The following is a 15,582-nucleotide window of genomic DNA, read 5'->3' as shown; positions in this document are numbered from 1 at the left end:
GCGTGCCATGTAGCCCCGGGCCTTATTCGGGAAAGCGCCGCCGCCCCATGTCAGACGCCGCCGTTCTGTCCATACGGAACGCCACCAAGACCTTCGGACAGCGCCGAGCGCTCGACGACGTATCCCTCGAGGTCCGCAAGGGCGAGATGATCGCGCTCATCGGCCCGTCGGGATCCGGCAAGTCCACCCTGCTGCGCTCGATCAGCGCGCTGCAGACGATCGACGCCGGCCCGGGCGTGATCGTCGCCTTCGACGGGCCGGTTCAGGAGAACGGAAAGATCTCGCCGAACGTGCGCCGGACGCGCACGCGCATCGGGATGATCTTCCAGCAGTTCAACCTGGTGGGCCGGCTTTCGCTGTTCACCAACGTCGCCCTGGGCTCGCTGGGCCGCATCGGCTTCTGGCGCGCCGCCTTCGGCCTGTGGCCGGCCGAGACCAAGCAGGCGGCCATGGCGGCGCTGCATCGCTTCGGCGTCGCCGAATACGCCACCCAGCGGGCCAACACGCTGTCGGGCGGCCAGCAGCAGCGGGGCGCCATCGCCCGCGCCCTGGTGCAGAAGGCCAAGATCATCCTGGCCGACGAGCCCGTCGCCTCGCTCGATCCGGTCTCGGCCCGCCGGGTGATGGAGATCCTGCGGGAGCTCAATCAGCAGGACGGCCTGACCGTGATCGTCACCCTGCACCAGGTCGACTACGCCCTTCGCTACTGCAGGCGCGTGGTGGCCCTGAAGGCCGGCCGCATGGTCTACGACGGCTCCGCCGAGGGCCTGACCCGCGACAGACTGATCGACATCTATGGCCCGGAATTCGAGGACGTATTCTGGGAAGGAGCGCCGCAATGATCCGCCGCAGCCTGCTCTGCGCCGCCCTGGCCGCCGCCGCCCTCGGCCTCTCGTCGTGCGGCAAGCCCGACGACAAGCCCGCCGCCGGCGCCCAGCCCGAGACGCTGACCTTCTCGATCCTGTCGGCCGAGAACCAGACCTCGATGCAGCCCCTCTGGCAGCCCCTGCTCGACGAGCTTTCGGCCCAGATCGGCGTGCCGGTGAAGCCGTTCTTCGCCACCAACTACACCAGCCTCGTCGAGGCCATGCGCTTCAAGCAGGTGCAGATGGGCTGGTTCTCCGCCGCGCCCGCGCTCCAGGCGATCAACCGCGCCGACGGCGAGGTGCTGGGCCGCGTGGTGGATGCCGGCGGCGACGCCACCTACAAGTCGGTGATCATCGTGAAGAAGGGCAGCGGGATCACCCTCGACAAGCTGCTCAAGTGCGACGGCACGCTAAACTTCGGGCTCGGCGACGCCCAGTCGACGTCGGGCACGCTGGCCCCCATGGCCTACGTCTTCACGCCACGCGGCATCGACCCGACGAAGTGCTTCAAGACGGTGCGCTCGGCCAGCCACCAGGCCAACACCTTCGCCGTCGCCAACGGGGTGGTCGACGCGGCCACGAACAATTCGGTGGGCCTCCTCTTCGCCGGGCGCGAGAACCCCGAGGTCGCCAGCAAGATCGAGGTGATCTGGGAGTCCCCGCCCCTGCCGGAGTCCTCGATCGTCGTGCGCAAGGACCTGGATCCGGCGCTGAAGGAGAAGATCCGCCAGTTCTTCCTCACCTACGGCACCGGAACCGACGAGAAGGCCGAGAAGCAGCGCGAGGTGCTCAAGGGCCTCGCCTATGGCGGCTTCCGCCCCGCCGACAACAGCTACCTCGATCCCGTGCGCGAGATGGAGGCGGCCGAAGACCTCGCCGCGGCCCGCCGCTCGGGCGACAAGGCCAAGATCGCCGCGGCCCAGGCCGCCTTCGACAAGGTGCAGGCCGCCGCCGCCAAGGCCCGCGCCGCCGACCCGTCCGCCGCCCAATGAGCGTCCAACCCGGCGCCATTCCGCCGCCGCCTTCGCGCAGCCTGATCCAGCGGGCGCCCGACATGCTGCTCTGGGGCGGGGTGATCGCCCTGCTGCTGATCGCGTTCGGCCCGGCCGAGATCCACAAGCTGCCGTTGCTCTGGAGCAACTCCGACAACATGCGCCAGTTCGGGCGCGACTTCCTGCATCCCGACTTCTCGGACTGGAAGCTCTACGTCGACAAGATGTGGCTGACGATCGAGATCGCCATGTGGGGCACCTTCCTGGCGATCGTGCTGGCGATCCCGCTGGGCCTGCTAGCCTCGCGCAACATGACGCCGCCCTGGATCCAGCTGCCGATCCGCAGGGTGCTCGACGTGGTGCGATCCGCGCCCGACCTCGTGATCGGCACGGTGTTCATCGTGGCCGTGGGTCTGGGCCCGTTCGCCGGCGTGCTGGCCCTGGCGGTCAACACCTCGGGCGTGCTGGCCAAGCTGTTCTCGGAGGCCGTCGAGGCGATCGACCGGGGGCCTGTGGAAGGCGTCCGCGCCACGGGCGCGGCGCAGCTCCATGAGATCATCTGGGGCGTGATCCCGCAGGTGGCGCCGCTGTGGACCTCGTATGCGCTCTACCGCTTCGAATCCAACAGCCGCAGCGCCACGGTGCTGGGCTTGATCGGCGCTGGCGGCATCGGCCAGTTGCTGTTCGATTCCCTCAACGCCTTCGCCTACACCCGCACCTCCGCGATCGTGGTGGTGATCATCGTGGCGGTCAGCCTGATCGACATGCTGAGCCAGGCGATCCGCAGCCGGCTGATGTAGACCCCGGAACCTAGCCCTTGAACTTGGCCAGCAGGGCCTTCAGCTCGGGCTCGTCGACCAGTTCGGACGCCTCTTTCGGCGTCGTCCAGAGTTTCTCGCGCTGGGCGGCCTCGGGCCAGTCGGCGTGTTCCTGGGCCACCTCCAGCGGATAGACCTGCACGCGGACGTGCTGCAGGCGGCCGCTGCGCAGGCGCTTGTCGTAGTGGTAAACGCCCAGCTTCTTGCGGCCGGTCTGGCCGCTGACGCCGGCCTCCTCGAAGGCCTCCTGTGCGGCGCAGGGCGCAGGCTTGGTGTCGCGCATCGGCCAGCCCTTGGGGATCACCCAGCGGCGACTTTCCCGCGACGTGATGAGCAGGGCCTCCACCGATCCGTCGGCGCGCCGGCGCCACGGCAGCGCGGCGTACTGGGTGCGCGGCTCGCGGTCGGGTTCGCGGCGCAGCCTGTTGTTACTCTTCTTTCCCATCGGCGCGGCGTCGCGGCCCTTCGCTGATTCGGCCATCGCGCGGCCGTAGAGCCGCGCGGTTTACGCATGGTTCCGATCTACGCCAAGCGGTTTGTCATAAAAGTGTCATATCGAGCGGCGCCATTCGGCCGCGCCGAAAGGTTCGCCGCGACCCCGTGAACGCTCAGGCCGCCTCTTCCCGCCGCCGCCGCACGCGGGCCAGCCGCCGCAGCCGCCGCCAGAACCGGGTCTTCTCGGGCTCGGGATAGGGCTGGAGGTTCTTCACGAAGTCCTCGGCGCAGGCGCGCCACGAGAAGCCCTCGGCGAAGGCGCGCACCTTCCCTCGGTCGAGCTGGAGGCACTGCAGGCAGGCTTCGCGCAGGCCCTCGGTCGCCGTCAGGGCCAGCACGCCCGCGCCGGACCCCGGGATCAGGTCGATCGGCCCCGGCGCCGGATAGGCCGCCACCGGCGTGCCCGCCGCCATGGCCTCCAGGATCACCAGGCCGAAGGTGTCGGTGAGCGAGGGGAAAACGAAGACGTCGGCGCAGGCGTAGTGGGCGGCCAGTTCGGCGCCCGACTTCGGGCCCTTGAAGATCACGTCCGGGTACTTCTCCTTGAGCTCCTCGAGCTGGGGACCCGGCCCCACCACCACCTTGCTGCCCGGGAGATCGAGGGCGACGAAGGCCTCGATGTTCTTCTCGACCGCGACCCGGCCCACGTAGAGGAACACCGGCTTCGGCAGATCGGCGAAGATGTCGGGCTCGTCGTCGCGCCGGGGGTGGAAGACCTCGGTGTCCACGCCACGCGACCAGGCCGAGATGTTGCGGAAGCCGTGCGCGGTCAGCTCCTTCTGCATGGTGGGCGTCGCCACCATCATCCGCCCCGACGGCTTGTGGAACCACTTCATGTAGGCGTAGCCGGCCGCCAACGGCAGCGGCAGGCGGGCCGAGACGTATTCCGGGAAGCGGGTGTGGTAGCTGGTGGTGAAAGGCAGCTTCCATTCCACGCAGATTCGCCGCGCCGCCAGGCCGATGGGCCCTTCGGTGGCGATGTGGATGGCCTCGGGCTCAAAGGCCTTGAAGAGCTCCTGCACCGGCTCGTAGACGCCGATCGCCACCTTGATCTCGGAATAGGTGGGCAGGGGGAAGGTCTTGAACTGGCCGGGGTGGATCACTTCCACCGTGTGGCCGATCGCCTGCAGCTCGCTCACCACCCGCGTCAGAGTGCGGACGACACCGTTGACCTGCGGCTCCCAGGCGTCGGTGGCGATCAGGATGCGCATCGGCCGCTGGACGTCGCGGGTGGCCGAGATGATCGCCTCGCGCACGCGGCGGTCCGACCGCATCGGCTTGGACCGCTCGGCCTGGCCGAACGCCTGGCTCTGCATATAGGCCCAGAAGGCGCCGAGCAGGGCTTCCTTGGTGGGGAAATGGCGGTACACCGTGCGCTCGCCCACGCCCGCGTCGCGGGCGATCTCGGCGAAGCTCAGGTCCTCCAGCGACCGGGTCTCGAGCTGGCGGCCCACGGCGCGCAGGATCTGGGCGCGCGTCTCCTCCCGCTGCCGGTCTCTCAGATTGGGCATGGGCGGTTTCATGGCAGTCGACCTGTCATGAGTGCATGGCGACTGTCAACAGATCGCGTCGTTACACGAAATTGCCATAGAGGCGGTCGCGGGGCGCCCAAACGGCCGCCAGCCCGCGTCGAAAACGCGCGTTTCAAATAATGCCGATTGTGCAGGTGCGAAGGCCGAAGATAGGAGGATCGCTCATAGCAGGCCTCGCAAGGTCGCCCCATTTGGGTTCCATGGACGCGCACGCCTACCCGCTGAAGGCGACTCCGAAGTCGCAACGCACGCGCGCTCGCATCCTCGACGCCGCCATGCGCCTGTTCGCCGAGATCGGCTATCACGCGGCGACCAACGCGGTGATCGCCGAAGCGGCCGACCTGACCCGTGGCGCGATGCTCTACCACTTCGCCACCCGCGAGGAGCTGGTGGAAGCGGCGATCGCGCACATCGACCTCAATCGCGCGCGGCTGTCCGAGCAGGCCGCGGCCGCACCGGCCGCGCCGGGCGTCGACGCCGCCGAACACGCCATCGACGTCTACTGGCGGCTGCTGCACGAGACCCCGTTCGTGGCGTTCGCCGAACTGGAGGCCGCCGCGCGGACCGATCCGATGGTCAGCGACAAGCTCGCCAGCTCCCGCGGCGCGTTCGACCACGCCCAGTGGGGCGGCGACCGTTTCGGCGCGATGGTGCAGGCCGGCCAGGACCCCCGGTTCCAGACCAGCCGCGACCTGGGGCGCTTCCTGCTCGAGGGGCTGGCCAAGGGGTCGATGACCTACGACGCCGACGAGCGGCGCGAACGCCTCCTGGCCGTGGTCAAGCGCGCCGTGCGCATCCTCAACCGCAAGGGCGACATGTCGGCGCTCTGGGTGGACTAGAAGCCGCCGGGACGATCCCGCCGGCCCTACCCGGCCATACCGGCCAGCACGTCCTTGGGATCGGCTTCGTTCAGCAGCGCTTCGCCGGCCAGGTAGCGGCCCAGGTTCTTCACGAACAGCGCGTCGTTGCGCGGCGCGTTGCCGCCGCTGAAGCCCGAGGCGTGGCCGGTGAGCGTCACCCGCGGATGACCCCAGAACGCGCTCTCGGTCGGCAGGGGCTCGGTCTCGAACACGTCGAGCACGGCGTGCTCCGGGACGCCGCGATCCAGCGCCGCCAGCAGGGCCGGCTCGTCCACCAGCGCGCCGCGGCCCACGTTCACGAAGATCGCGCCCGCCTTCATCCGGCCGAAGAAGGCCGCGTCGGCGATGTGGTGCGTCTCCGGCGTCGCCGGCGCGCACAGCACCACCACATCGGCCTGCGGCAGCAGCGCGGGCAGGTCCCCCGGCGCCGCGATCCGGTCGGCGGCGGGATCGGGCGCCGGATTGCGCCGCACGCCCGTCACCTGGGCGCCGAAGGCCCGGGCGCGGGCGGCGACGCCCTTGCCGATGGCGCCGAAGCCCAGGACCACCCAGTGCGAGCCGTCGATCTCCCGGAACGGCAGCCGGGCCCATTCGCGCGCCGCCTGGGCCGCGCGGCGGCCCGGCCCGCCCTGCAGCGCATCCAGCACGCCCCAGAGCACATAGTCGGCCATGCCCACGGCCTGGCCATGGCTGGTGGTCAGGCGCGCGCCCTTCTGGACGAACTGGCCGAAGACGGCGTGGTCGAAGCCCGCCGCGCCGCTCTGCACCCACTTGAGGCCCGGCGACTTCAGGGCCGCGGTCATGAAGGCGCGCGACGCGCCGCCGAAGAAGGCGTCGGCGTTGGCCCACACCACCTCGGGCGCGGCGTCGTCGACGCTCACCGGGGCGCCGTGCAGCGCGATGGTCCCGTCGTCGGAGACGATCAGGGGTTCGACGACCGCGCCGTGCTCGGCGATGGCGTCGGCGACACGGCCGTAGGCCTTCTCGTGGATCAGCAGGCGCATGAGGTCCCTCCCCGGCGGTCTTGCCAGGGAGGGGCCGTCTTGGCCAGCGCGAGCGGCGAGATCAGCGCCCGCCGCCGCCCGAGCTGGTCGGCTTGGCCGGCGCCGGCGGCTTCTGCGCCTGGGCGCTGCGGCTGCGTTCGCGCATGACCTTCAGGGCCGCCATCAGCTCGGAGTTCTCCACCCCGCCCGACTTGTCCTGATCCATCATGGCGAAGTAGGGCCGCAGCTTGTCGCCGAAGTCGCCCTTGAACTCGGCCTGCTCGATCTTGCCGTCCATGTTGTCGTCCCACATGCCGAGCAGGCGGGTCTGGTCCATCAGCTTGTCGTACTCGACGAGGTGCGTGGAGGTCTCGTCCACCCAGCGGTAGCGGATGGCGGTGTAGAGCATCTCATCCCACGACTGCAGGCCCCAACGGATCTCCTTCTTGGGGTCGGGATTGGCCGGGTTCTGCTTGGAGTTGTCGTACCAGTAGTGGGCGATCAGCTTCGAGCCCGCCGGCACCTTCAGCGGCTGGGCGAAGGTGTACTCGCGCTGCCAGTTGAAGTCGTATCGCGGCATGGCCAGCAGCATCTTCTTGGTGCCGTCCGGATACTCGATCCACATGTCCGACGCGTAGCCGCGGTAGTGCGCGTGCGGGAACGCCGAATAGAGCAGCATGTCCTTCGGCACATTGATGTAGGCCGTCTCCTCGTGCCGCGCCTCGCCCGCCGGGATGACGATCGAGTTGTCCACGATCACCGAGCTGCGCATCACCAGGCCGGGCTTCTCGCCTTCCTTGTAGAAGTAGAGGCCCAGCTCGGAGTGGTCGGTCACTTCCTTGCCGAACGGCGTGTAGTGGGCCTGCACGCCGATGGCGCCGCCCGCCGGCAGGTAGGTGCCCACATTGCTCGGCCACATGGTGGACTCCGAGCCCACCGCATAGCCGCCGACCGACGAGCCCCACTTGTCCTCGGTGCCCTGGCCGTCGGCGGGCATCTCGGTCATGTAGCCGGTCAGGAAGTGGTGCACCGCCTGGCGCTGGTCGACCTTGAAGGTCGAGGCCTTGATCCAGCGGCCTTCCTTCAGCGGGTTGGCGATCGCCGGGTGCTGGTAGTCGACCACGCCCGAGGCGGGGATGGTGTAGGTCGGGATCTTCAGGATGAGGTCGGGCTTGCCCAGCGGCCACTCCTGGGCGACGTGGTGCTCGGCGGCCAGCGGATCGGCCCCTTCGCCGCGCGGCGCGCCGTGGTCCACCCAGTGGACGATGGTCTGGATCTCGTCCTTCGTCAGGCTCTTGTCGTCGGCCCACTTGCCCACGTGGGAATCGATGTTCCACGGCGGCATCCGGTCGGTGCGGATCACCTCGCGGATCATCGGCGAGAAGCCCTTGACCATCTCGTAGCTCGACATGGCGAACGGGCCGATCCCACCTTCCGAGTGGCAGGCCACGCAGTGCTTGTCGAGGATCGGGGCGACGTCCTTCACATAGGTGAGCTGGGCGCCCTTGCCGCGGTTGGGGAAGTCGACGAGGCAGCCCGGGCTCAGCTTGGTGGCGGCCACGGCGGGCTTGCCCTCCAGCACCGCCTCGATGGCGTTGGACGCCCAGGGATGATCGGCCGCGCCCTTCTGCGAGCCGTAGTCCAGCTTGTCGTCCAGCGGGCCGCGATAGGCGATCTTCCAGGTCTTCGGATCGATCACGAAGAACTCGGCCGTCCGCGTGACGCCGAGCTGCTCGCCGACCAGCTGGTTGACGTCCATCAGGATCGGAATGTCGTAGCCGAACTCCGCGGCTTCCTTGGCGACGGAGTCGCGGTTGTCCTGCAGGGCCGAGTCCAGCATGAAGAACTTCACGCCCTGGGGTCCGTACTTGGCCTGCAGCGCCTTCAGCTGCGGGCCCAGGTTGCGGACGATCGGGCAGCCGTTCATCGAGGTGACGATCACGATCGCCTTGGCGTCGGTCATCCGATAGAGCTCGTGACCCATGTAGTTGGTGTCGGCGAGCATGAAGTTGTCGACCATCGTGGGCGTCGCGACGGCCGGGGCCGCTTCCACCGCCGCCGTCGGCGTGCCGGACGCCAGGGCGCTCGGGGCCTGTCCATCGCTCGTGCAGCCGAACAGCAGCGCCGATGCGGCCGTGGTCGCGAGTGCGGAAACGCGAAGCGTGCTCATCCCGATAACCTCCCCTGGACCCTGGGGCGGAGAGCGGCCCTGAGGTCGAACTTCAGATTTGTGCGTTACGCCAGATCATAGCGAAGCACATGCCCATTGCATCATTATTTCTAATCAATGTTCAGATGGGGAGGGGCGCCTATTCGTTGTTGTCGTACAGGTCGGCCTCGAAGCTCTTGCGCGAGCACGCCGGGGGGTGCGGCCGAGCGAGGAAGGCGTCGAGATCGCGCCCCGCCAACGGCTCGCTGTGTATCTTCAGCAGGTGCGAAACCGCCATGATAATCATGTGATACATTGTGACGCCCCCGTTCGCTTCGAAGCTGGACAGTTTTCCGCGCTTCAATTCGACTGGGATCATGATCCCGCTGCTATCGTCGCTCGGGACAAACAGAAAGCCGGCCATGCGCGGGTTTTCCGTGCGCAGCAGCACCGACCGGCTGCCGTCAGCGTACATGCATTGGGCCGCCGAACGAACGTGGATACGGTAGTAGTCGAGGTCCCAAGGCGGCGCCTGTTGGGCCGCGGGAGTCGCACTCGCCAACATCACTGCGAGCATTGCGCCGATCATGCGGACCTCGTTCTAGTCGTCGTAGGTGTTGGAATAGACCCCGCTCGCGGGCAACCCCTTCGCTTCTGCTTCCGAGAATCCTTCGACCTCTCGCCGCCGCCGATCCATCCAGTCCGCAATGCTCTCGTCCGCCGGTGTCATCTCGAGCCGCCCCCCTGCTGTCACACGCGAATTGGAAGCCTATCTTGCGCAGGGCGCTGAGTCGAGAACGCAGCAAGAACATTCATGACCTCCGCTAGCTACCTCGCGCCCTCCGCGATCCACGCGTCGACCCGCCCCTCCAGCAGGTTGAGCGGCAGGGGCCCCGCCAGCAGCACGGTGTCGTGGAAGCGGCGGATGTCGAACCGGTCGCCCAGCTTCGCCCGGGCCTTCTCGCGCAGCTCCAGGATCTTGAGCTGGCCGATCTTGTAGGCCAGCGCCTGGCCGGGCCAGGCCACGTAGCGGACCAGCTCGACGTCGATGTTGTGGGGCGCCAGGGCGGTATTGTCGGCGAAACACTCGCGGGCCTGGTCCAGGCTCCAGCCCATCCAGTGGATGCCGGTGTCGGCCACCAGCCGGCAGGCGCGCCACATCTCCATGGAGAGCATGCCGAACCGTTCGTAGGGGTCGTGGTACATGCCCATCTCGCCGGCCAGCCGCTCGGCGTAGAGCGCCCAGCCCTCGACGAAGGCGGTGACGTCGGCGTTGCGGCGGAAGGCCGGCACGCCCTCCAGCTCCTGGCCGAGCGCGATCTGCAGGTGGTGGCCGGGGATCGACTCGTGCGCCGCCAGCGCGGGCAGCTCGTAGAGCGGCCGCTGGTCGAGGTGGCTGGTGTTGACCATGAAGCCGCCGGCGATCCCCTGCTTGGGCGCGCCTTCGAAATAGCGGCCGGAGGTGTAGCCCTCCTCGATCTCGGCCGGCACCGGGCGCACGCCGAAGGTCAGGCGCGGCAAGGTTCCGAACCAGCGCGGCAGAAGGTCGTCGGTGCGCTTGTTGATCAGCGCGGCCTTCTCCAGCAGGTCCTCGCGGGTGGTCACGTAGAACCGCGGGTCCTTGCGCAGCATGGCGATGAAGGCGGCGAGGTCGCCGTCGAAGCCGGCCTCGGCCTTGGCCTGCTCCATCTCGGCGCGGATGCGCGCGACCTCCTTCAGGCCGATCTCGTGGATCTGTTCGGGCGTCAGGTCGGTGGTCGTGTGGTCGGCCACGAGCCAGCGATAGTAGGCCTCTCCGCCGGGAACGGAGCGGATGCTGAGGGTCTTGCGGCTGGCCGGCAGGTACTCCTTGGCCATGAAGGTCGCGAAGCTGCGCTGGGCCGGGCGGACCTGGTCGCGGATGACGGCGACGGCCTCGGCCTTCAGCGCCGCCAGCCGGTCGGCGGGAAGGCTCGCGCCCTCGAACGGCTTGAGCAGCGGATCGGTCTCCGGCGGGACCTCCGCGGCGGCCTTGGCGCGCGCGGCGACGATCTCGGAGATGACCCGCGGCTGGGTGAAGCCGGTCTTGACGCCGCGCCGGGCGTTCTCGACGTTGCGCGCATAGTAGGTCGGCGCCGCCTTCAGCCGTTTGAGCCACGCCTGCGCGTCGGCCTCGGTGTCGAGGTGGATGGTGGAGGCGAGGTAGCCCAGCTCGGCGTCGAAGCCCTCGTCGCTGTTGAAGGGGATGCGGGCCTGGTCGAAGTCGAGGCTCTTCAACCGCCGGTCCAGGGTCCAGGCCAGGAAGTCGCGGTTGAGCCGGCCGTCCGGCGACAGAGCCTTGGGGTCGATGGCCTCCAGCCGCGCCTTCATCTCCTCGTAGGTGGAGCGGCGCAGCACGTCGGCGCCGGGCGAGACGTCGGGCAGCTTGGCGAGCGCCTCCCGGTCGCCCTCCCGCCCCGCCAGGATCGGGTTCTGGCTCAGCGCATAGTCGTCGAAATCGGCCACCAGCCGGTCCAGCGGGCCGCCGCCCGACGCCTGGGCGAACGCCGGACCGGCGGCGAGAAGGGCGGCGACGGCGAACAGCAGGCTGCGCATAGGGAACTCCGATTGAGCGTCGGCAGGCTGGCCTGTCTTGGCGCCGGCGCCAAGGCTTGGCAGTCGCGGCCGGAGCAGGCCATGGTCGCCGCGTGCTGAAGGATCGCCGCCCATGAGTTTCGTCACCCGCATGAAGCCCATCGCGGGCCCGCCGCCGGCCGAGGGCGACGGCCACCTGAAGAAGACGCTGAGCTGGCCGCACCTGATCGCCCTGGGCGTGGGCGCGATTGTCGGCACCGGCATCTACACCCTGATCGGCGTGGCCGCGGGGCTGGCGGGGCCGGCGGTGATCCTGTCGTTCGCGGTGGCCGGCGCGGTCTGCGCCGCCGCGGCGCTCTGCTATTCGGAGATGGCGGCGCTGATGCCCCAGGCGGGCAGCGCCTACACCTATTCCTACGTCGGCCTCGGCGAGCTGCTCGCCTGGGTGGTCGGCTGGAGCCTGATCCTCGAATACACCCTGGTCTGCGGGGCGGTGTCTGTGGGCTGGTCGGGCTACGCCTCGGGCTTCCTGCGCGGCATTGTCCCGGACGCCCTCCTGGCCGGCGGGACGATCGACCTGCCCGCGATCTTCATCGCCCTGGCGGTCACCGGCATGCTGCTCGTGGGCACGCGAGAGAGCGCGACGCTGAACTTCATCCTGGTCTGCGTGAAGATCGCCGCGCTCGCCGCCTTCGTGGCCTTCACCCTGCCCCACTTCGACGCCAGCCACTTTTCCCCGTTCGCGCCGTTCGGCTTCGGCGCGCACGAGATCGACGGGACCAAGTACGGTGTGATGGGCGCCGCCGCGATCATCTTCTTCGCCTTCTATGGGTTCGACGCCATCTCCACGGCCGCCGAGGAAGTGAAGAACCCCAAGCGCGACCTGGCGATCGGGATTGTGGGCTCCATGGCGCTCTGCACGCTGACCTATATGGCCGTGGCCGCCTGCGCCCTGGGCGCCCAGCCGTTCGAGGCCTTCGCCAAGAGCTCCGAGCCGCTGGCCTTCGTGCTCAAGCAGCTCGACAAGCCGGGCGCGGCGGCGGTGATCGCGGGGGCCGCCGTGGTGGCGATGCCGACGGTGATCATGGTGATGATGTTCGGCCAGACCCGGGTGTTCTTCGCCATGGCCCGCGACGGGCTGCTGCCGCGGTGGCTCTCGACCGTGAACACCCGCGGCGTGCCGTGGGCCGTCACCCTGATGACCGGGGTCATCGCCGCGATCGTCTCAGGCGTCATGCCCCTGTCGGAGATCGCCTCGCTCGCCAATGCCGGCACGCTGGCGGCCTTCATCGCCACCGCCGTGGCCGTGATGGCGCTCCGCCGCCGCGCCCCCGACCTTGAGCGCCCGTTCGTGACGCCTCTGGTCTGGGTGGTGGCCCCGGGCGCCGTGCTCGGCTGCGCCTACCTCTTCACCAGCCTGTCGGCGAAGACGATCACCTTCTTCTTCATCTGGAACGCGATCGGCGTGGTCGCCTATCTCGTCTACGGCCGCACCCGGAGCCTGCTGGCGGCGGCCTGAGGTCAGGCCGCCAGTTCGGCGACGATCTCCTTCAGCGCCTCGCGCCAAGGCCGGGGCGTGACGCCGAACACGCGTTGCAGCTTGCCCAGGTCCATGGTCGCGCGCAGCGGCCGGCGGGCAGGCGTGACATATTCAGCGGTCGTGGTCGCGCCGACCTCGGGCGCCTTGTCGCCCAGGGCCTCCTCGAAGATGGCGACGGCGAAGCCGCGCCAGGTGACTTCGCCCGAGTTGGCGAAATGCACGGTCCCGAAGACGGGATCGCCGGCCTTGGCCGCCGCCAGGCGCGGCGCCTGATCCAGGATGAAGCCCGCCAGGTCCGCCGCCGAGGTGGGCCGACCGCTCTGGTCGTCGACCACCTTCAGCGGGTTTCCGGCCGCGGCCACCCGCAGCATGGTCTTGATGAAGTTCTTGCCGTGGGACGAGACCACCCACGAGGTGCGGATGTTGAGGCTGCGGGGGTTCGCCGCCGCCACCGCCTTCTCGCCTTCCAGCTTGCTCGCGCCATAGACGTTGAGCGGATTGGTCGCCGCGTCCTCGGCGTAGGGCGCGCCGCCCGCGCCGTCGAAGACGTAGTCGGTCGAGACGTTGACCACCGCCGCGCCAACGGCCTGGGCGGCCGCGGCGATCGCGCCGGGCGTAAGCGCATTGATCGCGCGCGCCCGTTCCGGCTCGCTCTCGGCCAGGTCCACGGCCGTATGGGCGGCGGCGATCACCACGAGGTCGGGCCGCGCTTCCATCACCTTCGCGGCGGCCGAGGCCGGATCGGCCAGGTCGCAATCCGCGCGGGACAGCGCCGTCACCGCGACGTCGTGAGCCGGGGCCTGGCGTAGAAGCTCGACGCCAAGCTGACCGGTGGTTCCGAACTGCAGGATCTTTACGGGCATGTGTCCTCATAGCCCGAAACCTCGGCGTCTCAAGCGCCCGGCGCGCCGGATTTGAGATTGATCAATGTCGCCTCCGCAGACGCGGGAGAATGGCGGGTGATGACCTTGGCGCGCACATTCGAGCTCTATGTCTGCGACGACGCCGGCCAGCGGACCTTCGAGGCGTTGACCTGCCAGCGCGCCGACCTGATCCGACGCGCCCGCGAGGTGCTCGAGCAGAAGGCGGCGGCGGCGGTTGAGATCTGGGAAGCCGGAGAACACCTCCTCACCCTGGCGGCCTGATCGGGCCCGCGGCGATCGCGCCGCCTTGAACCGGTGGTCCCAAATCCCCAAAGAACGGTATGGGAGGCTGAGCGGCCGGTGACGTCCGGCCGCGCGGCGCGTGGGGAGTGGGGCATTTGGAGGCGCGGACAGGAGCGGCGCGGGGACCGGGCGGTCCGCCCGGGTTCGCCGGCCGCAAGGGGCCGGACCTCACCACGGGGCCGATCGGCAGCGCGCTGATCCTTTTCGCCCTGCCGGTGCTGGGCTCCAACATCCTCCAATCGCTCAACGGCTCGGCCAACGCGGTCTGGGTCAGCCACGTGCTGGGCGAGGCGGCGCTCACGGCCACATCCAACGCCAACCAGATCATGTTCCTGATGCTGGGCGCGGTGTTCGGCCTGTCGATGGCCTCCAACATCATGATCGGCCAGGCGATGGGCGCGCGCGACCCGGAGATGGTCAAGCGGGTGGTCGGCACGTCGACGGCCTTCTTCATCTTCGTTTCGCTGAGCGTGGGCGTGCTGGGCGCCGCGCTGACGCCGCACATTCTGGACGCCATGCGCACGCCGGCCGGCGCGCGGGAAGACGCCATCGCGTATCTGCGGGTGATCTTCTCGGCCATGCCGTTCATGTACTTCTTCTCGTACGTGATGATGGCCCAGCGAGGGACCGGCGACTCGCGCACGCCGTTCTACTTCTCGCTCCTGGCCGTGGGCATGGACATCGCGCTCAACCCGCTGCTGATCATGGGGATCGGGCCGTTCCCGCGGCTGGGCATCGCCGGGTCGGCCACCTCCACCCTGATCTCGCAGACGGTCACGCTGGCGGCGATGATCGTCCATCTCTACCGCTCGGGCTCGGTCCTCATGCTGCGGCCCGGCGAGTTCCGCATGCTCATCCCCGACTTCGGCCTCATCCGCACCCTGGTGATGAAGGGCCTGCCGATGGGCTTCCAGATGATGGTCACCTCGCTGGCGGCGGTGACCATGATGAGCCTCGTCAACCGGCACGGGGTGGAGACGGCCGCGGCCTACGGCGCGGCGGCGCAGGTCTGGACCTACGTGCAGATGCCGGCCATGGCGCTCGGCGCGGCGGTCTCCTCCATGGCCGCCCAGAACGTGGGCGCGGGCAAGATGGACCGGGTGGAACGCGTCGCTCGCAGCGGCGTGCTCTACGCCTTCCTGTTCACCGGGATCCCGGTGCTGACGATCTACCTGGCCGACCCCTGGGTGCTGCGCGCGTTCCTGCCGGCCTCCAGCCCTGCCCTGGCCATCGCGGTGCACATCAATTCGTACGTGCTGTGGGGCTTCATCTTCTTCGGCATCGCCTTCATCTTCTCCGGCGTGGTGCGCGCCACCGGCGCGGTCTGGCCGCCCCTTGTGGCGATGATCGTGTCGCTGTGGGTGGTCCGCATTCCGCTCGCCAACATCCTGGAGCCGCGCATGGGCGTGGACGGGCTATGGCTCAGTTTCCCGATCGGCAGTCTCACCACCCTGATCCTGGCGGGCGGCTATTTCATGTGGGGCGGGTGGCGGAAGGCCCGCATGCTGACCACGACGACGCCGGCCACCGACGAGCCCGACACGGGCTTCGGCCAGCCGATGATCGAGGAAGCCGAGGCCCTGGCCGAAGCCGCCCGCGAGGCCAAGGAGCCGGAGAAGGCGGGCTGA

Annotated in this window: 14 protein-coding genes and 1 pseudogene; 7 read left to right on the top strand and 8 right to left on the bottom strand. The window is 69.1% G+C overall.

Features of this window, described 5'->3' with window-relative positions:
• Positions 1-47 precede the first annotated feature (47 nt).
• Genes phnC through phnE form a run of 3 tightly spaced genes read left to right on the top strand, consistent with a single transcriptional unit; the run spans position 48 to position 2,658 of the window.
• On the top strand, positions 48-842 hold the full coding sequence (gene phnC / locus GC203_RS22155) for a phosphonate ABC transporter ATP-binding protein (RefSeq protein ID WP_293458954.1): 795 nt from the start codon (positions 48-50) through the stop codon (positions 840-842).
• Positions 839-1,858, top strand: coding sequence for a phosphate/phosphite/phosphonate ABC transporter substrate-binding protein (gene phnD / locus GC203_RS22150; RefSeq protein ID WP_293458953.1), 1,020 nt, complete (start codon positions 839-841; stop codon positions 1,856-1,858). Before phnC ends, phnD begins: the two co-directional genes overlap by 4 nt.
• Positions 1,855-2,658: a phosphonate ABC transporter, permease protein PhnE gene (gene phnE / locus GC203_RS22145; RefSeq protein WP_293458951.1), complete on the top strand. Its 804-nt coding sequence runs from the start codon at positions 1,855-1,857 to the stop codon at positions 2,656-2,658. The genes phnD and phnE overlap by 4 nt, the downstream gene beginning before the upstream one ends.
• Before the next feature lie 10 nt (positions 2,659-2,668).
• Here phnE and GC203_RS22140 read toward each other — a convergent pair whose 3' ends face one another.
• From GC203_RS22140 to GC203_RS22130, 3 genes and pseudogenes are all read right to left on the bottom strand, one after another.
• Positions 2,669-3,157 carry an NUDIX hydrolase gene (locus tag GC203_RS22140; protein ID WP_293458949.1) on the bottom strand — a complete coding sequence of 163 codons (489 nt, stop codon included), beginning with the start codon at positions 3,155-3,157 and terminating at the stop codon, positions 2,669-2,671.
• Between the two features lie 127 nt (positions 3,158-3,284).
• Entirely contained in the window at positions 3,285-4,382 is a 1,098-nt protein-coding gene (locus tag GC203_RS22135; RefSeq protein WP_293458979.1) for a glycosyltransferase family 1 protein, read from the bottom strand.
• Positions 4,383-4,511: 129 nt separating this feature from the next.
• A pseudogene (locus GC203_RS22130) lies at positions 4,512-4,682 on the bottom strand (helix-turn-helix domain-containing protein); the annotation flags it as partial.
• 221 nt (positions 4,683-4,903) lie between these two features.
• On the opposite strand from GC203_RS22130, the gene GC203_RS22125 reads away from it, so the two are divergent.
• Positions 4,904-5,542, top strand: a complete 639-nt coding sequence (locus tag GC203_RS22125; RefSeq protein ID WP_293458947.1) for a TetR/AcrR family transcriptional regulator — start codon at positions 4,904-4,906, stop codon at positions 5,540-5,542.
• A 26-nt stretch (positions 5,543-5,568) separates the two neighbouring features.
• Here GC203_RS22125 and GC203_RS22120 read toward each other — a convergent pair whose 3' ends face one another.
• The 4 genes from GC203_RS22120 to GC203_RS22105 form a co-directional block, all read right to left on the bottom strand.
• Positions 5,569-6,567 carry a D-2-hydroxyacid dehydrogenase gene (locus GC203_RS22120; protein WP_293458945.1) on the bottom strand — a complete coding sequence of 333 codons (999 nt, stop codon included), beginning with the start codon at positions 6,565-6,567 and terminating at the stop codon, positions 5,569-5,571.
• A gap of 61 nt (positions 6,568-6,628) precedes the next feature.
• On the bottom strand, positions 6,629-8,716 hold the full coding sequence (locus GC203_RS22115; protein ID WP_293458944.1) for a redoxin family protein: 2,088 nt from the start codon (positions 8,714-8,716) through the stop codon (positions 6,629-6,631).
• Positions 8,717-8,855: 139 nt separating this feature from the next.
• A complete protein-coding gene (locus GC203_RS22110; RefSeq protein ID WP_293458942.1) occupies positions 8,856-9,284 on the bottom strand; it encodes a hypothetical protein in 429 nt (142 codons plus the stop codon).
• A gap of 239 nt (positions 9,285-9,523) precedes the next feature.
• Complete coding sequence (locus GC203_RS22105) at positions 9,524-11,269, bottom strand: DUF885 family protein (protein ID WP_293458940.1); 1,746 nt, start codon at positions 11,267-11,269, stop codon at positions 9,524-9,526.
• Between the two features lie 112 nt (positions 11,270-11,381).
• Between GC203_RS22105 and GC203_RS22100 the strand changes: the two genes are divergently transcribed.
• On the top strand, positions 11,382-12,767 hold the full coding sequence (locus GC203_RS22100) for an amino acid permease (RefSeq protein ID WP_293458938.1): 1,386 nt from the start codon (positions 11,382-11,384) through the stop codon (positions 12,765-12,767).
• Positions 12,768-12,769: 2 nt separating this feature from the next.
• On the opposite strand, the gene rfbD is transcribed toward GC203_RS22100, so the two are convergent.
• Positions 12,770-13,651, bottom strand: a complete 882-nt coding sequence (gene rfbD / locus GC203_RS22095) for a dTDP-4-dehydrorhamnose reductase (protein ID WP_293458936.1) — start codon at positions 13,649-13,651, stop codon at positions 12,770-12,772.
• A gap of 99 nt (positions 13,652-13,750) precedes the next feature.
• Between rfbD and GC203_RS22090 the strand changes: the two genes are divergently transcribed.
• Together GC203_RS22090 and GC203_RS22085 are read left to right on the top strand one after the other, a co-directional pair.
• Positions 13,751-13,933: a hypothetical protein gene (locus GC203_RS22090; protein ID WP_293458934.1), complete on the top strand. Its 183-nt coding sequence runs from the start codon at positions 13,751-13,753 to the stop codon at positions 13,931-13,933.
• Between the two features lie 116 nt (positions 13,934-14,049).
• Positions 14,050-15,582, top strand: a complete 1,533-nt coding sequence (locus GC203_RS22085; RefSeq protein ID WP_293458932.1) for an MATE family efflux transporter — start codon at positions 14,050-14,052, stop codon at positions 15,580-15,582.

This window comes from Phenylobacterium sp. (assembly GCF_016124325.1).
In the GTDB taxonomy this organism is placed as follows: Bacteria; Pseudomonadota; Alphaproteobacteria; order Caulobacterales; family Caulobacteraceae; genus Phenylobacterium.
The sequence above is the reverse complement of the archived record's forward strand: the minus strand, read 5'-3'. Positions and strand labels throughout refer to the sequence as shown.